Origin of the sequence: Pseudomonas sp. 1 R 17, assembly GCF_900067035.1 — a bacterium.
GTDB lineage: Bacteria > Pseudomonadota > Gammaproteobacteria > Pseudomonadales > Pseudomonadaceae > Aquipseudomonas > Aquipseudomonas marginalis.
Map to the genome: position 1 here is coordinate 191545 of NZ_FKLB01000060.1, position 23851 is coordinate 215395.

A 23851-nucleotide genomic window follows, 5' to 3' on the forward strand; every position below is an offset into this window, starting at 1 on the left:
AAGCTTGGGCAGCCACGCCCTGTAGAACAAATGAATCCATATGAAACGATCTTCAGCCCTTACCTAAATGTTCCTTCACCTGGCTGAAAGGCGCGTGTTAGGTGGGTCGGGCAAGACTGCCGGGGTTTGCAATCCTGCTCCCTCGGAGGTTCACGCATGCTCGGGCTGGTAAAGACCGCACTGCAAAAGCCGTACACGTTTATCGTGTTGGCCATATTCATCTGCATCATCGGGCCGATGGCGGCCCTGCGAACCCCCACCGACGTGTTTCCCGATATCGGCATCCCTGTGGTCGCTGTGGTCTGGCAGTACAACGGCCTGTCACCGGACGCCATGGCCGGCCGGGTGATCTACACCTATGAACGCTCCCTGAGTACCACCGTCAACGACATCGAACATATTGAATCGCAATCCCTGCCCGGCATGGGCATCGTGAAGATTTTCTTCCAGCCCGGCGTCGACATCCGCACCGCCAACGCCCAAGTGACCGCCGTGTCACAAACCGTGCTCAAGCAGATGCCACCGGGCATCACGCCGCCGCTGATCCTCAACTACAGCGCCTCCACGGTGCCGATCCTGCAAATGGCGTTCTCCAGCCCCACGCTGTCGGAAGCCAAAATTCGCGACCTGGTGCAGAACAATATCCGCCTGCCCCTCAGCGCCCTGCCCGGCCTGGCCATGCCCACGCCGATGGGTGGCAAGCAGCGGCAGATCACCCTCGACCTCGACCCCCAGGCGTTGGCGGCCAAAGGCTTGTCGGCCCAGGATGTGGGCAATGCCCTGGCGCTGCAGAACCAGATCATCCCGGTGGGCACCGCCAAACTCGGCCCCAATGAATACACGATCCTGCTCAACAACAGCCCCAAGGCCATCGATGAGCTCAACGACCTGCCGATCAAGACCGTCGACGGCGCGCTGATCACCATCGGCCAGGTCGCCCACGTGCGCGACGGTTCGCCGCCGCAGACCAACATCGTGCGCGTCGACGGCCATCGAGCGGTGCTGATGCCGGCGTTGAAAAACGGCAGCATTTCCACCCTGTCGATCATCGACGGTATCCGCCAGATGCTGCCGCGCATCAACGAAACCCTGCCGCCGTCATTGAAGACCTCGTTGCTGGGCGACGCCTCGGTATTCGTCAAGCAATCGGTGGGCAGCGTGGCCCAGGAAGGCATCATCGCCGCGCTGCTGACCAGTGCGATGATCCTGCTGTTCCTCGGCAGCTGGCGCTCCACGATCATTATCGCGGCGTCAATTCCCCTGGCGGTGCTGTCGGCCATTGCGTTGCTGGCGGTCAGCGGGCAGACCCTCAACGTCATGACCCTCGGCGGGCTGGCGTTGGCGGTGGGGATCCTGGTGGACGACGCCACGGTGACCATCGAAAACATCAACTGGCACCTGGAACAAGGCAAGGCGGTGAAGACCGCGATCCTCGACGGCGCCGCGCAAATTGTCGGCCCGGCGTTCGTCTCGCTGCTGTGCATCTGCATCGTGTTCGTGCCGATGTTCCTGCTGCAAGGCATCGCCGGTTATCTGTTCCGGCCGATGGCGCTGGCGGTGATCTTCGCCATGGCCAGCTCATTCATTCTTTCGCGCACCCTGGTGCCGACGCTGGCGATGTTCCTGCTCAAGCCGCACACGCCGGAGCCAGGCGTGGGGCACCATCCCGAAGATGCATTCATCAACCACCATGAGGGCGAGCAGCACCCGAAACCGCGCAATGCCGGACTGCAAGCGGTGCTGAATTTCCAGCAGGGTTTCGAGCGTCACTTCTCGAATATCCGCGACACCTACCACGGCCTGCTGACCTTGGCCCTGGGCAATCGCAAGGGTTTTATCGTCGGTTTCCTGGCCTGTGTGCTCGCCTCATTCCTGCTGTTGCCCAGCCTGGGCCAGGACTTTTTCCCGGCGACGGATGCCGGTGCGCTGGCCCTGCATGTGCGCCTGCCGCTGGGCACGCGCATCGAAGAAAGCGCCGCCGCCTTCGACCGCATCGAAGCGCGGATCCGTGAAGTGATCCCCGCCGAAGAGCTGGACACCATCGTCGATAACATTGGCATTCCGCTCAGCGGCATCGACATGGCCTACAGCAGCAGCGGCACCATCGGCCCGCAGGATGGCGACATCCAGGTCAGCCTGAAAAAGGACCATGCGCCCACCGCCGACTACGTGAAAAAACTGCGTGAAGCGCTGCCGCAAAGTTTCCCTGGCAGCCACTTTGCGTTCCTGCCGGCGGACATCAGCAGCCAGATCCTCAACTTCGGTGCGCCGGCGCCGCTGGACGTGAAAATCTCCGGGCGCAGCGATGCAGAAAACCGCGCCTATGCCGTCGAGTTGGAACGTCGCCTGCAACACGTGCCTGGTATCGCCGACCTGCGCATCCAGCAGTCCACCGGCTACCCGTCGCTGCAGGTGAGTGTCGACCGCATGCGCGCCAACGGCCTGGGCATTACCGAGCGGGACGTGACCAACAGCATGGTGGCGTCGCTGGCCGGCAGTTCGCAGACCGCGCCGACCTTCTGGCTCAACCCGGCCAACGGCGTGTCCTATTCCATCGTCGCCGCCACCCCGCAATACCGCCTCGACAGCCTGCCGTCACTGGAAGCGCTGCCCGTCACCGGCGCCGATGGGCAGTCGCAGATCCTCGGCGGCGTGGCAACCATCTCCCGCGTGCAAAGCCCGGCGGTGGTGACCCACTACAACATCGAACCGACCCTGGACCTGTACGCCAACGTGCAGGGCCGCGACCTCGGCGGCGTAGCCCGCGACGTGCAAAAGGTGCTGGATGACACCGCGCATCTGCGTCCCAAAGGCGCGACGATCAGCCTGCACGGACAGATCGATGCGCTGCATGAAGCCTTCAGCGGCTTGAGCCTTGGCCTGCTGGGTGCGGTGGTGCTGATCTACCTGCTGATCGTGGTCAACTTCCAGTCGTGGGCCGACCCATTCGTCATCATCACCGCGTTGCCGGCGGCGCTCGCAGGCATCGTGTGGATGCTGTTCCTCAGCGGCACCTCCTTGTCGGTGCCGGCACTCACCGGCGCCATCCTGTGCATGGGCGTCGCCACGGCCAACTCGATCCTGGTGGTGAGCTTCTGCCGTGAGCGCCTGGCCGAACATGGTGATGCGTTGAAAGCCGCAATGGAGGCCGGTTACACGCGCTTCCGCCCAGTGTGCATGACCGCCCTGGCGATGATCATCGGCATGTTGCCCCTGGCGATTTCCGAGGAGCAGAACGCCCCGCTCGGGCGCGCCGTCATCGGCGGTTTGATCTTCGCCACCCTCGCCACATTGTTGTTTGTTCCCGTGGTCTTCAGCCTGGTCCACGGTCGTCACCCTACTCGCGCAGTTGCAGGAGAAACCCCACATGTCGTCTGATCACAAACCCTCGCGCAAGCGTCTGATGCTCATGGGTGTCGGCGGCCTGACCCTGGCCGCCCTGTTGGTCGCCAACGGCCTGCATGCCCGTACGCTGCACGAACAATCGGTCACGGCCTGGACCGAGACCGCCGCCATCCCGCACGTGATGGTGTTCCAGCCCAGGCAGAATGTGGCCGGCGATACCTTGCGCCTGCCGGCGCACCTGGAAGCCTGGAGCAAGGCGCCGATCCACGCCAGGGTCAGCGGTTACCTGAAGGATTGGAAAGTCGATATCGGCAGCCACGTCAACGCCGGGCAAGTCCTCGCGGAAATCGACAGCCCCGACCTTGATCAACAGTTGGCGCAGACCCATGCACGCCTGGTGCAGGAACAGGCCAACGCACGCCTGGCCGAAACCACCGCCACGCGCTGGCAAAACCTGCTGGCCAGCCATTCGGTATCGCGCCAGGAGGCCGATGAAAAAACCTCCAATGCCGCTGCCGCCAAGGCCAACGCCGAGGCCGCCGCTGCCGACTATGCCCGGCTGTCGGCGCTGGAAAGCTACAAGACCCTTCGCGCCCCGTTCGCCGGCACCATCACCGCGCGCAACACCGATATCGGCCAACTGATCAAGGCCGACACCGACAGCGATCCGGAACTGTTCAACATTGCCGACACCCATCAATTGCGCCTCTATGTACCGGTGCCGCAGAACTACGCAGCGGTCATCCATCCGGGCCTTGAAGCCGAGCTGACCGTGCCCGAGCACCCCGGCAAGCATTTCAAGGCGCGCCTGATCGGTGACTCCACCGCCATCGACCGCCGCTCCGGCACCCTGCTCGCCCAGTTCGTCGCCGACAACCCCGACGGCGAACTGCTGCCCGGTGATTATGCCGAGGCCACCCTGCCGATTCCGGCCGATACCCATGGTGTGAGCATCCCGGCCAGCGCCCTGATCTTCCGCGCCCAAGGCACCCAGGTGGCGGTGTTGGACGGGCAGAACCATGTGCACCTGCAGGCCATCCATATCGGCCTCGACCTGGGCGAACGCCTGGTGATCGACCAGGGCTTGAAACCCGCCGACCGCATCGTCGACAACCCGCCCGATGCGCTGCGCGAAGGTGATCCCGTGCAACTCGCCGATGCCTCCGGAGGTGCGCATGCGCATAAGGCTTAAACCGCTCGCCGCATTGACGCTGCTGGTCTTGCAGGGTTGCTCGATGGCGCCGACCTACAAGGTGCCGGCGATCGACCTGCCGGCCAACTACCGCGAACGGACCAGCGATGGGCCCTGGCACAGCGCCCAGCCCTCCGACCAACTGGCGCCCGAATGGTGGAAGCTCTACAACGATTCGCGCCTGAATGACCTGCAACAGCAGCTGCTCAAGGCCAACCCGGACCTGGCGGCGGCGCTGGCGCACTTCGACGCTTCCCAGGCGTATGCCAGCCAACTGCACGCAGGCCTGTTCCCGCAGATCAGCGCCAGCGCGCAACCGCTGCGCCAGCGGCAATCGGATTCGCGACCGTTGCGGGGGGATACGCAACCGTCGGTGTACAACAGCAACATCGCGGGCTTTTCGTTGAGCTATGACCTGGACCTGTGGGGCAAAATCCGCAACCAGGTCGCGGCCGGCGATGCCCAGGCGCAAGCGTCCGGGGATGACCTGGCGGTGGCACGCCTGAGTTTGCAGCGTCAGTTGGCGACCTTGTACGTGCAGCTCAATGGGCTGGATGCACAGAGCCGGATTCTCACTCGCTCGCTGGATGATTTCAGCCAGGCATTGCAATTGACCCGCAGCCGCTACGAGGGCCAGATAGCCTCGGAGCTGGACCTGACCCGTGCGCAAAATCAACTGGCGCAGGCCAGGGCGCAATTGGATGAAGTGCGTGGGCAACGCAACCTCACCGAGCACGCCATCGGCGAGTTGGTGGGTGTGGCAGCCAGCGACTTTACCTTGCCGCCCGGCCAGCAACTGATCGCCCTGCCGGGAATTCCGTCGCAGTTGCCAAGCCACCTGTTGCAACGTCGCCCGGATATTGCAGCGGCAGAGCGACGGGTGTTTGCGGCCAACGCAAATATCGGCGTGGCCAAGGCGGCGTGGTATCCGGACTTCAGCTTGACCGGGTTGATTGGCGGGCAGACACAGGGCGTCGGCAATCTGCTGTCGGCGGGTAATCGGTATTGGGCACTGGGCCCGTTGGTGAACCTGCCGATTTTCGACGGTGGCCGCTTGAGCGCCAATGAACGCCAGGCCAAGGCCGAGTTTGAAGAGGCGTCGGCGCAGTACCGTAGCCAGGTGCTGAAGGCCGTGCGCGAGGTGGAAGATAACTTGGCGCAACTACGGGATTTGCAGCAGGAAGCGCAGGATGAACAGGCGGCGGCGGATGCGGCGCAGCATACGCAATCATTGGCGATGAACAGCTATCAGGCGGGGGCGGTGAGTTACCTGGATGTGGTGACCGCGCAGACCGCAGCGTTGCAGGCGCAGCGGACATTGCAGGCGGTGCAGACGCGGCAGTTGCAGGCCAGTGTAGGACTCGTGACCGCACTCGGCGGCGGCTGGCAACCTGGCGCCTGACATCGCCCCAAGGCACAGTTCAGGCTAAATGCAGGAGAGAGCTTGCCCCCGATGGCGGTGGCTCAGTCAACCACCACTGACTGAGCCACCGCACATTTCAGCCCTCTGGCCGACTATTAAGAAAAACACTCACCACTGTGTAATCACTACCATTGGCATGCCGATACAGGGTGCTGCTGTGATAGTCGGATACATCCCCCGACACCGAAACCGTAATCGAACGGCTCTCGACATCAACTTTTACCGCCCCGTCACGCGTAACTAGAAACGGATTGGCATCTTTCAATACAGCCAATATTTCACTATCGGTTCCCAAGGTGCGGTAAACGTAATATCGGTAACTGAACGGCACAGTGGCCCCTCCGCGATCATCCTTGACGCCATAGATCGAAGCGTCATCACTGATCGGCACGCGGAGTACAACCTCCGTCAATTGCGGACGGCCCGGCGAGAGCAGCCAATCACCAGCGATATACACCAAGCAAAGCGCCAGCAAGATCGTTGTGACCGTTGAATAAAGCGACTTTCTAGTAGTTCCTGAACCTGGCATAGCTGATTCCTTTCTTGATCCAATATTGGTCGACTGGATCGTCACCGAAAGGCGCATCCCCCCACCAACGACCAAACTCGGGTTTATCCGTACCCGCTCTGGTTTGAGCAAGTCCCGCTGCGCGTAAAAGCACTTCCTCGCTGAAACCCGCCGCAATCCCCACCGCACCATAGTGAAAATTTCCAAACGCTTCATATTCTTTGGAAATTTGCTTGTAGTCCCACGGGCCGCGATTGCGGACCTGAGTATAAAACCAAGAGTACATAAACGCTGAACCGGCTTTCAGTACATTCTTTTTATGAAAAGCGGTGGCCATATTTTCGTCAACCGATACACCAGGCGGGGGTATAGGGTTCGCCATTGCATGCTTCCTCTGCATTAGGTTTTTGCGCGGCAGAACCTAACACCAGATAGCCAAGATGATGAGCGAGGAGAAGAACAAAAGAGACTTCGTACAAAGGAGTAAGACATGCCTTACACCACAGCCTCAAAACAAGGTACTTCCACGTCCAATGAGGTTTCGGCAGCGTCAGTTCCGGCCTCATCGGGAGCAAGCCCCCTCCCACACTGGTCCCACGTCAGACACACAATGTATGAACACCGCTGAGCCAATGTGGGAGGGGGCTTGCCCCCGATCGCGACCGTCCAGACACATCCTGCCAAAAGCCCGCCCATCAACCTCTTGCTCTCCAATCTAGCCTCTCTAAGCACATCTAGAGAGGGCCAGGGAATGGCAGATTTACCCGCTTCACACCGCCTGCGCATCGGTCGATTCAGCGACCCCAACCGCATCTACCTCATCACCACCAACACCCACGAACGCATACCGATATTCGACAATTTCCAACTCGCTCGCCTGGTGGTCTGGCAATTTCGGTTAGCCCAGTACCAAGGGCTGGCCAACTCCCTGGCATGGGTCATCATGCCGGACCATTTCCATTGGCTGCTTGAACTGAAAAAAGGCTCGCTGGCGGACTTGATGTGCCAGGTGAAGTCAAAAAGCACCAGGACCGTCAATGCTGTGAGTGGTCGCAAAGGACGGCTTTGGCAAGAAAGCTTTCATGACCGGGCACTGCGCAAGGAAGATGACTTGGTGAAAATGGCCCGGTATGTGGTGGCTAATCCATTGCGAGCGGGTCTGGTCGAGCGGATTGGCGACTACCCACTGTGGGATGCCATCTGGGTTTAACGTCAAACACAGTTCAAATGTGGGAGGGGGCTTGCTCCCGATTGCGGTAGGTCAGTCAACTTATCTGTAACTGATACACCGCTATCGGGAGCAAGCCCCCTCCTACATTTTTTACCCGCATTTCAAGCCGCGAGTTTGCCGCTGGCGATGGCGGCTGAAGCGGCCACCATGGCCCGCAACAACACCGCACACCCCGCCGCCAGGTCATCCGGGGCGGCGTTCTCGATTTCGTTGTGGCTGATGCCCCCTTCACACGGCACAAAGATCATCCCCGCCGGCCCCAACTCGGCGACGAAAATCGCGTCGTGCCCTGCCCCGCTGACGATGTCCATGTTCGACAAGCCCAGCCCATTGGCCGCATCGCGCACGGCGTCCACACAGCCTTTGTCGAAGTACAGCGGCGGGAAGTCAGCCGTGGGTTCCATTTCAAAACTCAGCCCATGCTTGGCACAGGTCTCGTCAATCACCTGGCGCACCTGGGCAATCATCGAATCCAACCGCGCCGGTTCCAAGTGACGGAAGTCCAGAGTCATGCGCACTTCGCCCGGAATGACGTTGCGTGAACCGGGATACGCCTGCAGGCAACCGACGGTCCCGCACGCATGGGGCTGATGCCCCAACGCCGCCGCATTGACCGCCGCCACCACCGCTGCCGCGCCTACCAGGGCGTCCTTGCGCAGGTGCATCGGCGTCGGCCCCGCATGGGCCTCGACACCGCGCAGTTTCAGGTCGAACCACTTCTGCCCGAGGGCGCCGAGCACCACGCCGATGGTCTTTTTCTCATCCTCCAGAATCGGCCCTTGTTCGATATGCGCCTCGAAATACGCACCGACCTTGTGTCCACACTCGGGACGGGTTCCCGCGTAGCCAATCGCATTCAGCGCGTCACCCACGCTGACCCCATCCGCATCGACCTTGGCCAAGGTATCCGCCAGGGTGAATTTCTTGGCAAATACCCCCGAGCCCATCATGCACGGCGGGAAGCGCGAGCCTTCCTCGTTGGTCCACACCACCACTTCCAAGGGCGCTTCGGTTTCGATCTTGAGGTCATTGAGCGTACGCAGCACCTCCACCCCCGCCAGCACACCGAAACAGCCATCGAACTTGCCGCCCGTAGGCTGTGTGTCGATATGGCTGCCGGTCATCACCGGCGGCAGGTCGGGATTACGCCCAGGGCGGCGCGCGAAGATATTGCCGATGCCGTCGACGGTCACGGTGCAACCGGCGTCTTCGCACCATTGCACAAACAGGTCGCGGGCCTTGCGGTCGAGGTCGGTGAGCGCCAGGCGGCACACGCCGCCCTTGGGGGTGGCACCGAGTTTGGCCAGGTCCATCAACGACTGCCACAAGCGGTCGCGATTGATGTGCTGGTGGGGCGATTGCAGAACGTCAAGGGCAGCGTTCATGGGGATCTCCTCAGGCTTGTATTTCTTATGAATTGACAACCACCGGGCTGGCTCCACGCCTGGCATTCAGGCCGTAATACAACAACCCGCCCAACGCCGAACCGGTAAACCAGCCGTAGCTATAGAACCAGCTGAACGCATCACTGCCCAGGGACAGCAAGGTCAGCACCACCGGCACACCGAAGGCGATAAAACCGCTCCAGTTCCACGCCGGGTACACGTCGTCGCGGTACAGGCCGGCCAGGTCCAGTTGTTGTTTGCGGGTGATGAAGTAGTCCACCACCATGATCCCGGCAATCGGCCCCAACAGGCTCGAATAGCCCAGCAACCAGTTGGAATACACGGTTTCCAGGCTCACATCCGAGACGATCAAGCCGAGTTTTTTCAGCAGTTCATGGCCCATCAACGCCAAGCCCACCAACCCGGTGAGGATCACCGCCGTGGTGCGGTTGATCAGCTTGGGCGCGATGTTCTGGAAGTCGTTGGTGGGCGAGACGATGTTCGCGGCGGTGTTGGTGGACAAGGTGGCGACGATGATCAGCGCCATGGCCACGGCCACCCACACAGGGCTCTGGATATGCCCGATCAGCGTCACCGGGTCGGACACGCTGACGCCCACCAGTTTCACCGACGCGGCGGTCATGATCACGCCGAGGGCGGCGAACAGGAACATGGTCAGTGGCAGGCCGAAGATCTGCCCGAGGATCTGGTCCTTCTGGCTTTTGGCGTAGCGGCTGAAGTCGGGAATATTCAGCGACAAGGTGGCCCAGAAGCCCACCATCGCGGTCAGGCCGGCCATGAAGTAACCGGTAAGGCTCGCGCCCTCCGGACGCTTGGGCGGGATCGCCATCAGTTCGCTGAGAGACACATTCGGCATCGCCCACACCAGCAGGCCAATGCCCACCGCCACCAGCAACGGCGCCGACAGGGTTTCCAGGCGCTTGATCGACTCGGCGCCGCGCAGCACCACCCATAAATTCAGGCACCAGAACATCATGAAGCCGATCACTTCACCAGTGCCGCCGAGGGACTTCCACCCCTCGAAAATCGAGCCCAGGAACAGGTGAATCGCCAGCCCGCCAAACATCGTCTGGATACCAAACCAGCCGCACGCCACCAGCGCGCGGATCAGGCACGGCACGTTAGAGCCGAGGATGCCGAAGGACGAACGCAGCAACACCGGAAACGGAATGCCGTACTTGGTGCCGGGGAAGGCGTTGAGGGTCAGCGGGATCAGCACCACGATATTGGCGAGCAAAATCGCCATCAACGCCTCGCCCACCGACAACCCGAAATACGCGGTGAGCACACCGCCCAGGGTGTACGTGGGCACGCAGATCGACATGCCGACCCACAGCGCGGTGATGTGCCACTTGTTCCAGGTGCGTTCGTGCACCTTGGTCGGTGCCATGTCGTGGTTGTAGCGAGGGCTGTCGAGGACGTCGGGGCCGGCGTCGAGTTCGTACAGGCCGTTGCGCTCAATGACTTGCGATCTGTTCTGTTGCATGGCCGCTCCACGGTTTTTTCGAATTATTGTTGCTCACTCCGCGCTGAACGCAGGGTGGCCGGAGTACCTCGTAAACAACATGACATCACGGGCCCGGCCAGCCGCCACTGCACTCAATAACCGTGCCGACAACCGCTCTTGAACCCGCACCGCTTATATAACTCGCTGATGTTAATCAGCTTTCCGATTGTGCCTGCGGTACTTGCCGCGATACTCAGGCTAAATAACGCGCCAATTATCCGAATGGTCAGGACTCAATCTGGTGCACCACAATTATTTTTATTGACCGACCCCGTCAAGAGGAATGTCTCAAGCGTCTGATTTGCAATAAGAAATGTTGCTCATATTGGGAACCTGTCAAGTGCGTCAAAATGGTGAGAGACCGCTACATTTTGGTGATTTTGTATTTTTATTCTTATAAATCAATAGATTAAATACGATATAAGCTTATAAAAAATCTTCTTGCTCAATCGAAAAACTCGGTCTAGTTTCTATTCCTGTCACCGATGACAGGAATTAACCGACCATCGGCGCGTAGCCATACAACACTTAGAACTGGCACAAGCCGGTCAAGCCTGTGAGGAACTCGACATGTCGCTGTTGATCCGTGGCGCCACCGTTATTACCCATGATGAAAGTTACCGCGCCGATGTTTTATGCGCAGGCGGTCTGATTCGCGCCATTGGCACGGACCTGGATATTCCCGCCGGCACTGAACAACTCGACGGCAGCGGACAATATTTGATGCCCGGCGGCATCGATCCCCATACCCATATGCAACTGCCCTTCATGGGCACCGTGGCCAGTGAAGACTTCTTCAGCGGCACGGCGGCGGGTTTGGCGGGGGGCACTACGTCGATTATCGACTTCGTGATTCCCAACCCGCAGCAATCGCTGATGGAAGCGTTCCATCAGTGGCGGGGCTGGGCGGAAAAATCCGCGTCCGACTATGGCTTTCACGTAGCAATCACCTGGTGGAGCGAGCAGGTGCGCGAGGAAATGGCCGAGCTGGTCAGCCACCACGGCATCAACAGCTTCAAGCATTTCATGGCCTACAAGAACGCGATCATGGCGGCCGACGATACCCTGGTGGCCAGCTTCGAACGCTGCCTGGAACTCGGCGCCGTGCCCACCGTGCATGCGGAAAACGGCGAACTGGTGTACCACCTGCAACGCAAGCTGATGGCCCAGGGCATCACCGGGCCGGAAGCGCACCCGCTGTCGCGCCCGTCCCAGGTGGAAGGCGAAGCGGCCAGCCGCGCGATCCGTATCGCCGAGACCATCGGCACGCCGCTGTACCTGGTGCACGTGTCCACCCGGGAAGCGCTGGATGAAATCACCTACGCCCGGGGCAAGGGCCAGGCGGTCTACGGCGAAGTGCTCGCCGGCCACCTGCTGCTGGACGACAGCGTCTACCAGCACCCCGACTGGCAAACCGCCGCCGGCTACGTGATGAGCCCGCCGTTCCGCCCGCGCGGGCATCAGGAAGCGCTGTGGCATGGCCTGCAATCGGGCAACCTGCACACCACCGCCACCGACCACTGCTGCTTCTGCGCCGAGCAAAAAGCCGCCGGGCGTGACGACTTCAGCAAGATCCCCAACGGCACCGCCGGTATCGAAGACCGCATGGCGCTGCTGTGGCACGAAGGGGTCAATACCGGGCGCCTGTCGATGCAGGAGTTCGTCGCGCTGACCTCCACCAACACCGCGAAGATCTTCAACCTCTACCCACGCAAAGGCGCGATCCGCGTGGGTGCGGATGCCGACCTGGTGCTGTGGGACCCCGAGGGTACGCGGACCATCTCCGCCAAGACCCATCACCAGCAAGTCGACTTCAACATCTTCGAAGGCAAGACCGTGCGCGGCGTGCCGAGCCACACCATCAGCCAGGGCAAGCTGGTCTGGGCCGATGGCGACCTGCGCGCCGAGCGCGGGGCCGGGCGCTATGTGGAACGGCCGGCGTATCCGTCGGTGTTCGAACAGTTGAGCAAGCGGGCGGAGCATTCCAGGCCGGTTGCTGTGAAGCGCTGAGACCGCCAGGCAACAAAAATGCCCACTTAGAGGCAATCCAAAAAAACCGTGAGGCCCACACCGTGATCCAGACCCTGACCCACCTCCCCCATCCCCATGAAGACGGGGCCACCCTCGCCAGCCATTTCACCGACCTGGCGCCGCCGCTCAACGCGCGCCAGGCCCAACTGGAAGCCTCGCGCTGCCTGTATTGCTACGACGCCCCTTGCGTGAACGCATGCCCCAGCGAAATCGACATCCCGTCGTTCATCCGCAATATCCACACCGACAACGTCCAGGGCGCAGCGCAGAAAATCCTCTCGGCCAACATCCTTGGCGGCAGCTGCGCGCGGGTCTGCCCGACGGAGATCCTCTGCCAGCAAGCCTGCGTGCGTAACAACGCCGAAGAATGCGCGCCGGTGCTGATAGGCCTGTTGCAACGCTACGCCATCGATAACGCCCACTTCAGCGAACACCCGTTCCAGCGTGCCGCCCCCACCGGCAAACGCATCGCCGTGGTCGGCGCAGGTCCCGCAGGGCTGGCCTGTGCCCATCGCGCCGCGCTGCACGGGCATGACGTGGTGATCTTCGAAGCGCGGGAAAAAGCCGGCGGCCTGAATGAATACGGGATCGCCAAATACAAGCTGGTCGACGACTTCGCCCAGAAGGAACTGGATTTCCTCCTGCAGATCGGCGGCATCGAAATCCGCCATGGCCAGCACCTGGGCGACAACCTGACCCTGAGCGAACTGCACCAGCAATTCGACTCGGTGTTCCTCGGCCTGGGCCTGGCGGCCAGCAAGCAACTCGGTTTACCCCATGAGGACGCCCCCGGCCTGCTCGCCGCCACCGACTATATCCGCGAACTGCGCCAGGCCGACGACCTGAGCCAACTGCCCCTGGCCGACCGCTGCATCGTGCTCGGCGCCGGCAATACCGCCATCGACATGGCCGTGCAAATGGCCCGGCTCGGTGCCCGTGATGTGAACCTCGTCTACCGCCGGGGCCTGGCCGATATGGGCGCCACCCACCATGAGCAGGACATCGCCAAGGCCAATCAGGTGCGCCTGCTGACCTGGGCCCAACCCGAAGCAGTCCTGCTCGACGACCAGGGCCACGTACGCGGCATGCGCTTCGCCCGCACCCGCCTGGAAAACGGCCGCCTGCAATCCACCGGAGAAACCTTCGAACTGGCCGCTGATGCCATCTTCAAGGCCATCGGCCAGGGCTTCGACAACGACGCTTTGCACGATCCCCTGGCGCAACAGCTGCACCGCGTCGGCGAGCGTATCTTCGTCGACGAACAGCTGCGCACCAGCATCCCTGGGGTCTACGCCGGCGGTGACTGCGTCAGCCTCGGCCAGGACCTCACCGTGCAGGCGGTGCAACACGGCAAGCTGGCCGCCGAAGCCATGCACGCCCAACTCATGCTGAATGTGGAGGCTGCGTAATGGCCGATCTCTCGATTGTGTTCGCCGGTATCAAGGCCCCCAACCCATTCTGGCTGGCCTCCGCGCCGCCCACCGACAAGGCCTACAACGTGGTGCGTGCGTTTGAAGCGGGCTGGGGCGGCGTGGTGTGGAAGACCCTGGGTGAAGACCCGGCGGCGGTCAATGTGTCATCGCGCTACTCGGCGCACTACGGCGCCAACCGTGAAGTGCTGGGCATCAACAATATCGAACTGATCACCGACCGTTCCCTGGAGATCAACCTGCGGGAAATCACCCAAGTCAAAAAGGACTGGCCCGACCGCGCGCTGATCGTGTCGCTGATGGTGCCCTGCGTGGAGGAATCCTGGAAAAACATCCTGCCCCTGGTGGAAGCCACCGGCTGCGACGGTATCGAGCTGAACTTCGGCTGCCCCCACGGCATGCCCGAACGCGGCATGGGTGCGGCGGTGGGCCAGGTGCCGGAGTACGTGGAACAGGTGACGCGCTGGTGCAAGACCTATTGCTCGCTGCCGGTGATCGTCAAGCTCACGCCGAATATCACCGACATCCGCGTGGCGGCACGGGCAGCGTATCGCGGCGGTGCGGACGCGGTGTCGCTGATCAACACCATCAACTCCATCACCAGCGTGGACCTGGAACGCATGGTCGCCCTGCCGATGGTCGGCACCCAGAGCACCCACGGCGGTTACTGCGGCTCGGCGGTCAAGCCGATTGCCCTGAACATGGTTGCCGAAATCGCCCGTGACCCGCAGACCCAAGGCCTACCGATCTGCGGGATCGGCGGCATCGGCAACTGGCGCGACGCCGCGGAATTCGTCGCCCTCGGTTGCGGCGCGGTGCAGGTGTGCACGGCGGCGATGCTGCATGGTTTTCGCATCGTGGAAGAGATGAAGGATGGGCTGTCGCGATGGATGGACAGCCAGGGCTACACCAGCCTGCAAGAATTTTCCGGGCGTGCGGTGGGCAACACCACGGACTGGAAGTACCTGGACATCAATTACCAGGTGATCGCCAGGATCGACCAGGCGGCGTGCATTGGCTGTGGGCGTTGCCATATTGCCTGTGAGGACACCTCGCACCAGGCCATCGCCAGCCTGAAACAGGCGGACGGCACGCATAAATACGAAGTGATCGATGACGAGTGCGTGGGCTGCAACCTGTGCCAGATCACCTGCCCGGTGGCCGATTGCATCGAGATGGTGCCCATCGACACGGGCAAGCCGTTTTTGAATTGGACGCAGGATCCGAGGAATCCTTACCGGGAGGCGGTGTAGGCCTGTAGGCCGCTATCGGGGGCTTGCCCCCGATGAGCATGGGTATCTACACACTAATCTATGGCAATTAGGCTTCTGTGGTGAGCGGGCTTGCCCCGCGCTGGGCTGCGTAGCAGCCCCAATAAGAACGCTGCAGTGTGCCAGACAGTTCCGGGGCTGTGTTTTGGGGCTGCTGCGCAGCCCAGCGCGGGGCAAGCCCGCTCACCACAGAGTTATGTGTCAGCCTTTAAGAGTTGTGTAGATACCTATGCCCCGATGAGGCCCTCAGCCCCACCACAACACTCAAGGCTCCAACCCAATCCCGCGCAAAATCACACTGGTCACCGTCTGGATCGCCTTCTCGAACTGCATATCCGACAACGGCTGGTGATCATTCAAAATCTTCACCTGGTGATCAAAGTCGGCATAGTGCTGGGTCGACGCCCAGATCATGTACAGCAGGCTCGACGGCTCCACCGGCAGGATGCGTTTGTCTTCCACCCACTGGCGAATTTTCGCTTCCTTCATCTTGGCCCAGTCGTACAGGCTTTCATCCAGGGCCTCACCGAGTGTCGGCGCGCCGTGGATGATCTCGTTGGCCCAGACCTTGGAGCCATAGGGCCGCGTGCGCGAGCGCTGCATCTTGGCGCGGATATAGCTGCTTAGCACCACCCGGGGGTCATCGAAGGTTTCGAAGCTGAGGGCGTCCTGCTTCCACACTTCCAGCAGGTCGAACAGCACCGCGCTGTACAGCTCGCTCTTGGTGGTGAAGTAGTAATGCAGGTTGGAGCGCGGCAGTTGTACTTCTTCGGCGATATCGGCCATGGCAGTGCTGCCGTAGCCCTTTTCGGCGAAGATTTTCTCCGCCGCCAGCAGGATTTTCTCGACGTTGACCCGGCGAATTCCGCTCTTGTGATTGCCCATAAGGGCTCCCTGACAAAGACATGCCCCAAAGACTACCACCGCTCTAGATCGGGGCGACAGGCGCAGTCGAAACTTCGTACACTGCCCGCTCCTAACCATTGATGGGTATTGCACAATGTTGATCAAGAAAACCCTGACCACTGTCGCCCTGCTCGCCTCCCTGCTGGGTGCCTCCGCAGCATTTGCCCATGCTCATCTCAAAAGCTCCACGCCTGCGGCAGACAGCAGCGTCACCGCGCCCAAAGACCTGCGCCTGACCTTCAGCGAAGGCGTCGAAGCCACCTTCACCAAGGTGTCCCTGAGCAAGGACGGCACCGAAATCGCCATCAAAGGCCTGGAAACCCCGGACGCCGACAAGAAAACCCTGGTGGTGACACCGGCCGCCCCACTTGCGGCGGGCACCTACAAGGTGGTGTGGAATGCGGTGTCGGTCGACACCCACAAGAGCAACGGTGAGTACAGCTTCAAGGTCGGCCAATAACCCATGGCAACGCTGCTGGTGCTGTGCCGGTTCGTGCATTTCATCGTCGTGCTGTTGATGTTCGGGGCCCGTGTATTCAGGCCCTGGCTCCTCGGCGCTGAACCGCAGCCGGTGCTGGACCGGCAATTGTTGCGCATCACCCATGGGCTGGCATGGACGGCCCTCGCGTCGGGGGTGATCTGGTTACTGTTGATTACTGCCAGCATGGCCGGTTCATGGCCGGCGGCGCTGGAACTGTCGACCGTGCAGTTGGTGCTGGGCAAGACCTTTTTTGGCCAGGTGTGGACCTGGCACCTGATCGTCAATGGCTTGCTGGTCATCGCCCTGATGACCCCGTGGAAAGCCCCGCGCCTGCCATTGCTCACACTGTTGCTGATGACTCTCGCCCCGGTCGGCCATGGCGCCATGCTCGACGGGCTGAGCGGGCAGTTGTTGATCCTCAACCAGGTGATGCACCTGATATGCGTCGGCGCATGGCTGGGTGGGTTGTTGCTGCTGGTATTGATCCTCAGGCAGTCACACCGTGTTGAGCTGGCGCCTGTCCTGCGTCGTTTCAGCGGCGTGGGTTATGGCCTGGTCACCGGCTTGCTGGTGACCGGCCTGATCAATGTGCGCGTACTCACCGGACAGCTGTGGCCCACGCCGTTGTTCAGTGGTTTTGCCCTGATTCTGCTGATCAAGGTGATGCTGGTGCTGGGCATGCTGGCGCTGGCATTGTTGAACCGGTTGCGCCTTGATAGCGGCGAACAGCGGTTGGGCAGCTTGAAGGCCAGCGTGATGCTGGAATGGCTGCTCGGTGTTTGTGCAGTAGCGGTCGTTTCACTCCTTGGCACTTTGCCGCCGATGGTCCTGGCGGGCTGAATGTGGAAGGGGCAAGTCGAATCGTCGCACCGCCCCTCCCACATTGATCCTGTGCGCTCTAGGTCAACCCACACCTAGTCATCGTATAACTTCTGCTTGACACACCCTGAAAACCCCGCAAATATCCGCTCCAATGTTGTACGACGACGTATAACAAATAATAAAAACAACAAATGAAAGGGAGCGTCACTGTGAGTCCATTCGCCCGCAATTCGTCCGCGCGTCTCAGTGTTATCGGCCTGTTTACCCTGCCCCTCCTCGCCCATGCCGACGGTTTCGTCGATGATGCCAAGGCCACGCTCAACCTGCGCAACGCCTACTTCAACCGCAACTTCACCAACCCGAGCAACCCCCAGGGCAAGGCCGAAGAGTGGACGCAGAGTTTTATTCTCGACGCCAAGTCCGGCTTCACCCAGGGCACCGTGGGGTTCGGCATTGATGTGCTGGGGCTGTATTCCCAGAAGCTCGATGGCGGCAAAGGCACCGGCGGTACCCAACTGTTGCCGATCCACGACGACGGCCGCCCCGCCGACAACTTCGGGCGCCTGGGCGTGGCGCTGAAAACCAGGCTGTCGAAGACCGAATTGAAGGTCGGCGAATGGATGCCGGTGCTGCCGATCCTGCGCTCCGACGATGGCCGCTCGCTGCCCCAGACCTTTCGCGGCGGCCAGGTGACGTCCAGCGAAATCGCCGGCCTGACCCTCTACGGCGGCCAGTTTCGCGGCAACAGCCCGCGCAACGACGCGAGCATGGAAGACATGTTCATGAACGGCAAAGCCGCGTTCACCTCCGATCGCTTCAACTTCGGCGGCGGCGAATACACCTTCAACGACAAGCGCACCCAGGTCGGCGTGTGGTACGCCGAGCTGGCCGATATCTACCAGCAGCAGTACTTCAACCTGACCCACAGCCAGCCCGTGGGCGACTGGACCTTGGGGGCCAACCTCGGTTTCTTCAACGGCAAGGAAGACGGCAGCGCCCTGGCCGGCGACCTCGACAACAAGACCGTGTTCGCCCTGCTCTCGGCCAAGTACAACGGCAACACCTTCTACGTGGGCCTGCAAAAACTCACCGGCGACAGCGTGTGGATGCGCGTCAACGGCACCAGCGGTGGCACCCTGGCCAACGACAGCTACAACGCCAGCTACGACAACGCCAAGGAAAAATCCTGGCAGGTGCGGCATGACTTCAACTTCGTGGTACTCGGCGTGCCGGGGCTGACGCTGATGAACCGCTATATCAGCGGCAGCAACGTGCACACCGGGGCGATCACCGATGGCAAGGAATGGGGGCGCGAATCGGAACTGGCCTACACCGTGCAGAGCGGTGCGTTGAAGAACCTCAACGTGAAGTGGCGCAACTCGACCATGCGTCGAGATTTCAGCAACAACGAGTTCGACGAAAACCGGATCTTTATCAGCTATCCAATCTCCCTGCTGTAGAACCTAGTCTCCCAGCCCCAGAAAATCCCCTGTGGGAGGGGGCTTGCTCCCGATGGCGGTGGGTCAGTAACAGATGCATTCACTGGCACGCCCTCATCGAGGGCAAGCCCCCTCCCACAGTTTGAATCTCACTCATCTGGAAGAACGTTGACAACCTGGGGGATCCCTAACAATACTTCGGCATAGTCATACGACAACCTACAACAAAAATTTGGAATCCCCATGACCACGACCACCCCCACTCCCTTCAACCGCCTGCTGCTCACCGGTGCCGCCGGCGGCCTCGGCAAAGTCCTGCGCGAACGCCTGCGTCCCTACACCCAGGTGCTGCGCCTGTCGGACATCGCCAGCATGGCCCCGCCGGTGGATGCCTCGGAAGAAGTCCAGCCCTGCGACCTCGCCGACAAACAAGCGGTGCACCACCTGGTGGAAGGCGTCGACGCCATCCTGCACTTCGGCGGTGTATCGGTGGAGCGTCCGTTTGAAGAAATCCTCGGCGCCAATATCAGCGGTACCTTCCATATCTACGAAGCCGCACGCCGCCATGGGGTAAAACGTGTGATCTTCGCCAGTTCCAACCATGTGATCGGCTTTTACAAGCAGACCGAAACCATCGACGCCCACTCCCCACGCCGCCCCGACAGCTACTACGGCCTGTCCAAGTCCTACGGCGAAGACATGGCGAGCTTCTACTTCGACCGCTACGGCATCGAGACCGTGAGCATCCGTATCGGCTCCTCGTTCCCGGAACCGCAGAACCGCCGGATGATGCACACCTGGCTGAGCTTCGACGACCTGACCCAACTGCTCGAACGCGCGCTGTATACGCCGAACGTCGGTCACACGGTGGTCTACGGCATGTCGGATAACCTCGACACCTGGTGGGACAACCGCTACGCCGCGCACCTGGGCTACGCCCCGAAAGACAGCTCCGAAGTCTTCCGCGCCCAGGTCGAAACCCAGCCACCGGTAGCCGCCGATGACCCGGCCAAGGTCTATCAGGGTGGGGCGTTCTGCGCCGCCGGGCCGTTCGGTGACTGAGTTCACACCAACCCAAGGGAATGAGTGGCCATGACTGCTGAATTGATCGTCGACGCCCGCAATGCCGTGGGCGAATGCCCGGTGTGGGTGCCCGAGGAAAACGCCCTGTACTGGGTGGATATCCCCAACGGCGGCCTGCAAAAATGGAGCGCCGCCAGCGGCCACGTTGCCGCCTGGAAAGCCCCGCAGATGCTTGCCTGCATTGCCCGCACCACGGCGGGCGACTGGGTCGCCGGGATGGAAACCGGTTTCTTCCAACTCACGCCGCACAACGACGGCAGCCTCGATACCACGCCGTTGGCCAGTGTCGAGCATCCACGCCCGGACATGCGCCTGAACGACGGCCGTTGCGACCGCCAGGGCCGTTTCTGGGCCGGCAGCATGGTGCTGAACATGGGCGCGAATGCGGCCGAAGGCATCCTCTATCGCTATGCATCGGGTTCGGCCCCCCACGCCCATCTGGACGGTTTTATCACCCTCAACGGCCTGGCCTTCAGCCCCGATGGCCGCACGATGTATGCCTCGGATTCGCACCCGCTGGTCCAGCAGATCTGGGCCTTCGACTACGACATCGACACCGGCACGCCGTCCAACCGTCGCGTGTTCGTCGACATGCACAACTTCCTCGGCCGCCCCGACGGCGCCGCCGTGGACGCCGATGGCTGCTACTGGATCTGCGCCAACGACGCCGGCCTGATCCACCGCTTCACCCCCGACGGGCGCCTGGACCGCTCCCTCACCGTACCGGTGAAAAAACCCACCATGTGCGCCTTCGGCGGCAGCCGCCTGGACACCCTGTTCGTCACCTCGATCCGTGACGACCAGAGTGAACAGTCAGTGTCCGGCGGCGTGTTCGCCCTCAACCCCGGTGTCACCGGATTGCCGGAGCCCCGCTTCATCCTTTAGCTGCATCGCTGTGCCTTGAATACAACAATAACAACACAGGAGTGACCTCCCATGGACTTCAAACGCACCTTGCTCGCCGCCGCAGTCTTTACCCTCAGCAGCGCCGCCCAGGCACTGGAAATCAAGTTCGCCGACATCCACCCCGCCGGCTACCCCACCGTCGTCGCCGAAGAAAACATGGGCAAGGCCCTGACCAAGGAAAGTAACGGCGAACTGACCTTCAAGTACTTCCCCGGCGGCGTGCTGGGCTCCGAGAAGGAAGTGGTCGAACAGGCCCAGGTCGGCGCCGTGCAGATGACCCGCGTCAGCCTCGGCATCGTCGGGCCGGTGGTGCCGGACGTGAACGTGTTCAACCTGCCGTTCGTGTTCCGCGACCAGGCGCATATGCGCAAGGTTATCGACGGCGAGATCGGCGACGAGATTCTCGCCAAGATCACCGACTCCGAGTTCGGCCTGGTGGCCCTGGCCTGGATGGACGGCGGCACACGCAACCTCTACACCAAGAAGCCGGTGCGCAAGATCGAAGACCTCAAGGGCATGAAGATCCGCGTGCAAGGCAACCCGCTGTTCATCGACGCCTTCAACGCGATGGGCGCCAACGGCATTGCAATGGACACCGGCGAGATCTTCAGCGCCCTGCAGACCGGGGTGATCGACGGCGCGGAGAACAACCCGCCGACCCTGCTGGAACACAACCACTTCCAGAACGCCAAGTACTACACCCTCACCGAGCACCTGATCCTGCCCGAGCCCATCGTGATGTCGAAAATCACCTGGAACAAGCTCACCCCGGCGCAACAGGTCATGGTCAAAAACGCCGCCAAGGCCGCCCAGGCCGATGAGCGCGCGCTGTGGGATGCCAAGTCCGCCAGCAGTGAGGAAAAACTCAAAAAGGCCGGCGTCGAGTTCATCACCGTCGACAAAAAGCCCTTCTATGACGCCACCGCAGCGGTTCGCGCCAAGTACGGCGCGCCGTACGCCGACATCATCGCGCGCATCGACGCCGTTCAATAACCTCTCCTGCCTCTCGCAAAAGGCCCGGCGCGGTCTGCACCGCCGCGCCCGGTTACGGTGAACGCCATGAAGAATCTACTGCTGCGCATCAACGACCGCATCTACATGACCTGCATCTGGGTCGCCGGCCTCTCGGTTCTCGGCGTCGCACTGATCATCCCCTGGGGCATCTTCGCCCGCTACATCCTCGGCACCGGCTCCAGCTGGCCGGAACCAACCGCCATCCTGCTGATGCTGGTGTTCACCTTTATCGGCGCCGCCGCCAGCTACCGCGCCGGCGCGCATATGTCGGTGGCCATGGTCACGGACCGCCTGCCGCCCGCCCAGCGCCGCATCGTCGGCATCCTGTCGCAACTGCTGATGGGCACCATCTGCCTGTTCATGGCGATCTGGGGCACCAAGCTGTGCGTGTCGACCTGGAACCAGTTCATGAGCGCCATCCCGACCCTGCGCGTGGGCATCACCTATATGCCGATCCCGATTGGCGGGCTGCTGACCCTGATCTTCGTGGTGGAAAAACTCCTGCTCGGTGACCAGAGCAACCGGCGCGTGGTGCGCTTCGACCTGGTGGAAGAAAGCGAAGGGGCTGCCTGATATGGACGCATTGATTCTGCTGGGCAGCTTTATCGCCTTGATCCTGATCGGCATGCCGGTGGCCTACGCCCTGGGTTTGTCGGCGCTGATTGGCGCGTGGTGGATCGACATCCCGTTCCAGGCCCTGATGATTCAGGTGGCGGGCGGGGTGAACAAATTTTCGCTGATGGCGATTCCGTTCTTCGTGCTGGCGGGGGCGATCATGGCCGAGGGCGGCATGTCGCGGCGGCTGGTGGCGTTTGCCGGGGTGCTGGTGGGGTTTGTACGCGGCGGCCTGTCGCTGGTGAACATCATGGCCTCGACGTTCTTTGGCGCCATCTCCGGCTCGTCGGTGGCCGACACCGCCTCGGTCGGCTCGGTGCTGATCCCGGAAATGGAGCGCCGTGGCTACCCACGGGAATTTGCCACCGCCGTCACCGTCAGCGGTTCGGTGCAGGCGCTGTTGACCCCGCCCAGCCATAACTCGGTGCTCTACTCCCTGGCGGCGGGCGGCACGGTGTCCATCGCCTCGCTGTTCATGGCCGGCGTGGTGCCCGGCTTGCTGATGAGCGCGTGCCTGATGGTGCTGTGCCTGATCTTCGCGAAAAAACGCAACTACCCCAAGGGCGAAGTCATCCCCTTGAAACAGGCCCTGAAAATCTGCGCCGACGCGCTGTGGGGCCTGATGGCCATGGTGATCATCCTCGGCGGCATTCTTTCGGGCATTTTCACCGCCACCGAGTCCGCCGCGATTGCCGTGCTGTGGGCGTTCTTCGTGACCATGTTCATCTACCGCGACTACAAATGGAGCGAGCTGCCCAAGCTGATGCACCGCACGGTGCGCACCATTTCCATCGTAATGATCCTGATCGCCTTCGCGGCCAGCTTCGGCTACATCATGACCCTGATGCAGATCCCGGCGAAGATCACCACGCTGTTCCTGACCCTGTCGGACAACCGCTACGTGATCCTGATGTGCATCAACGCCATGCTGCTGTTGCTCGGCACGGTGATGGACATGGCACCGCTGATCCTGATCCTCACGCCAATCCTGCTGCCGGTGGTGCTCGGTATCGGCGTCGACCCGGTGCACTTCGGCATGATCATGCTGGTTAACCTCGGCATTGGCTTGATTACGCCGCCGGTGGGTGCGGTGCTGTTCGTGGGTGCGGCGGTGGGCAAGGTGAGTATCGAGAAGACCGTGAAAGCGCTGCTGCCGTTTTACGCCGTGCTGTTCCTGGTGCTGTTAGCGGTGACTTACATTCCGGCGCTGTCGTTGTGGCTGCCAAGCGTGGTGTTGTGAA

General features: G+C 61.7%; 20 protein-coding genes. 15 read left to right on the forward strand and 5 right to left on the reverse strand.

The window, feature by feature from the left end; translation table 11 throughout:
* Window positions 1–156: 156 nt before the first annotated feature.
* From BFP99_RS24275 to BFP99_RS24285, 3 genes are read left to right on the forward strand one after another with little or no spacing between them, the layout of a single operon-like run.
* Window positions 157–3378 carry an efflux RND transporter permease subunit gene (locus tag BFP99_RS24275; RefSeq protein WP_065948397.1) on the forward strand — a complete coding sequence of 1074 codons (3222 nt, stop codon included), beginning with the start codon at window positions 157–159 and terminating at the stop codon, window positions 3376–3378.
* Window positions 3368–4537 (forward strand): efflux RND transporter periplasmic adaptor subunit, encoded by a 1170-nt coding sequence (locus tag BFP99_RS24280; protein ID WP_065927019.1) that lies wholly within the window; start codon window positions 3368–3370, stop codon window positions 4535–4537. The genes BFP99_RS24275 and BFP99_RS24280 overlap by 11 nt, the downstream gene beginning before the upstream one ends.
* The gene (locus BFP99_RS24285; protein ID WP_065948398.1) at window positions 4521–5939 is read left to right on the forward strand and encodes an efflux transporter outer membrane subunit; all 1419 of its coding nucleotides are present in this window, start codon (window positions 4521–4523) and stop codon (window positions 5937–5939) included. The genes BFP99_RS24280 and BFP99_RS24285 overlap by 17 nt, the downstream gene beginning before the upstream one ends.
* Before the next feature lie 97 nt (window positions 5940–6036).
* Here the strand turns inward: BFP99_RS24285 and BFP99_RS32410 are convergent, their stop codons facing one another.
* Together BFP99_RS32410 and BFP99_RS24290 are read right to left on the reverse strand one after the other, a co-directional pair.
* The gene (locus BFP99_RS32410) at window positions 6037–6489 is read right to left on the reverse strand and encodes a hypothetical protein (RefSeq protein ID WP_074847219.1); all 453 of its coding nucleotides are present in this window, start codon (window positions 6487–6489) and stop codon (window positions 6037–6039) included.
* Window positions 6467–6850 carry a polymorphic toxin type 44 domain-containing protein gene (locus tag BFP99_RS24290; RefSeq protein WP_065927017.1) on the reverse strand — a complete coding sequence of 128 codons (384 nt, stop codon included), beginning with the start codon at window positions 6848–6850 and terminating at the stop codon, window positions 6467–6469. The genes BFP99_RS32410 and BFP99_RS24290 overlap by 23 nt, the downstream gene beginning before the upstream one ends.
* A 369-nt stretch (window positions 6851–7219) precedes the next feature.
* Between BFP99_RS24290 and BFP99_RS24295 the strand changes: the two genes are divergently transcribed.
* Window positions 7220–7678 (forward strand): REP-associated tyrosine transposase, encoded by a 459-nt coding sequence (locus BFP99_RS24295; RefSeq protein WP_053138490.1) that lies wholly within the window; start codon window positions 7220–7222, stop codon window positions 7676–7678.
* A 122-nt stretch (window positions 7679–7800) separates the two neighbouring features.
* On the opposite strand, the gene BFP99_RS24300 is transcribed toward BFP99_RS24295, so the two are convergent.
* Both BFP99_RS24300 and BFP99_RS24305 read right to left on the reverse strand, forming a co-directional pair.
* On the reverse strand, window positions 7801–9084 hold the full coding sequence (locus BFP99_RS24300) for a Zn-dependent hydrolase (RefSeq protein ID WP_065927015.1): 1284 nt from the start codon (window positions 9082–9084) through the stop codon (window positions 7801–7803).
* A 25-nt stretch (window positions 9085–9109) separates the two neighbouring features.
* Complete coding sequence (locus BFP99_RS24305; RefSeq protein ID WP_065948399.1) at window positions 9110–10591, reverse strand: NCS1 family nucleobase:cation symporter-1; 1482 nt, start codon at window positions 10589–10591, stop codon at window positions 9110–9112.
* A gap of 591 nt (window positions 10592–11182) precedes the next feature.
* On the opposite strand from BFP99_RS24305, the gene hydA reads away from it, so the two are divergent.
* The 3 genes from hydA to preA all read left to right on the forward strand — a co-directional run bounded on the left by hydA (window position 11183) and on the right by preA (window position 15326).
* Window positions 11183–12622 carry a dihydropyrimidinase gene (gene hydA, locus BFP99_RS24310; RefSeq protein ID WP_065927013.1) on the forward strand — a complete coding sequence of 480 codons (1440 nt, stop codon included), beginning with the start codon at window positions 11183–11185 and terminating at the stop codon, window positions 12620–12622.
* 62 nt (window positions 12623–12684) lie between these two features.
* Entirely contained in the window at window positions 12685–14052 is a 1368-nt protein-coding gene (locus tag BFP99_RS24315) for an NAD(P)-dependent oxidoreductase (RefSeq protein WP_065948400.1), read from the forward strand.
* Window positions 14052–15326, forward strand: a complete 1275-nt coding sequence (gene preA, locus BFP99_RS24320; protein WP_065927011.1) for an NAD-dependent dihydropyrimidine dehydrogenase subunit PreA — start codon at window positions 14052–14054, stop codon at window positions 15324–15326. Before BFP99_RS24315 ends, preA begins: the two co-directional genes overlap by 1 nt.
* A gap of 282 nt (window positions 15327–15608) precedes the next feature.
* Here the strand turns inward: preA and BFP99_RS24325 are convergent, their stop codons facing one another.
* The gene (locus BFP99_RS24325) at window positions 15609–16229 is read right to left on the reverse strand and encodes a TetR/AcrR family transcriptional regulator (RefSeq protein ID WP_027606227.1); all 621 of its coding nucleotides are present in this window, start codon (window positions 16227–16229) and stop codon (window positions 15609–15611) included.
* Between the two features lie 115 nt (window positions 16230–16344).
* On the opposite strand from BFP99_RS24325, the gene copC reads away from it, so the two are divergent.
* The 8 genes from copC to BFP99_RS24365 all read left to right on the forward strand — a co-directional run bounded on the left by copC (window position 16345) and on the right by BFP99_RS24365 (window position 23850).
* A complete protein-coding gene (copC, locus tag BFP99_RS24330) occupies window positions 16345–16710 on the forward strand; it encodes a copper homeostasis periplasmic binding protein CopC (protein ID WP_065927010.1) in 366 nt (121 codons plus the stop codon).
* 3 nt (window positions 16711–16713) lie between these two features.
* Complete coding sequence (gene copD / locus BFP99_RS24335; RefSeq protein ID WP_065927009.1) at window positions 16714–17571, forward strand: copper homeostasis membrane protein CopD; 858 nt, start codon at window positions 16714–16716, stop codon at window positions 17569–17571.
* Window positions 17572–17762: 191 nt separating this feature from the next.
* Window positions 17763–19013 carry an OprD family porin gene (locus tag BFP99_RS24340; RefSeq protein ID WP_065927008.1) on the forward strand — a complete coding sequence of 417 codons (1251 nt, stop codon included), beginning with the start codon at window positions 17763–17765 and terminating at the stop codon, window positions 19011–19013.
* Window positions 19014–19235: 222 nt separating this feature from the next.
* The gene (locus tag BFP99_RS24345) at window positions 19236–20054 is read left to right on the forward strand and encodes an NAD-dependent epimerase/dehydratase family protein (RefSeq protein ID WP_065927007.1); all 819 of its coding nucleotides are present in this window, start codon (window positions 19236–19238) and stop codon (window positions 20052–20054) included.
* A gap of 30 nt (window positions 20055–20084) precedes the next feature.
* Window positions 20085–20960 (forward strand): SMP-30/gluconolactonase/LRE family protein, encoded by an 876-nt coding sequence (locus BFP99_RS24350; protein WP_065948401.1) that lies wholly within the window; start codon window positions 20085–20087, stop codon window positions 20958–20960.
* 51 nt (window positions 20961–21011) lie between these two features.
* A complete protein-coding gene (locus BFP99_RS24355) occupies window positions 21012–21974 on the forward strand; it encodes a TRAP transporter substrate-binding protein (protein ID WP_065927005.1) in 963 nt (320 codons plus the stop codon).
* Between the two features lie 66 nt (window positions 21975–22040).
* Entirely contained in the window at window positions 22041–22568 is a 528-nt protein-coding gene (locus BFP99_RS24360; RefSeq protein WP_065927004.1) for a TRAP transporter small permease, read from the forward strand.
* A 1-nt stretch (window position 22569) separates the two neighbouring features.
* Window positions 22570–23850 carry a TRAP transporter large permease gene (locus BFP99_RS24365; RefSeq protein ID WP_065948402.1) on the forward strand — a complete coding sequence of 427 codons (1281 nt, stop codon included), beginning with the start codon at window positions 22570–22572 and terminating at the stop codon, window positions 23848–23850.
* Window position 23851: the final 1 nt, after the last annotated feature.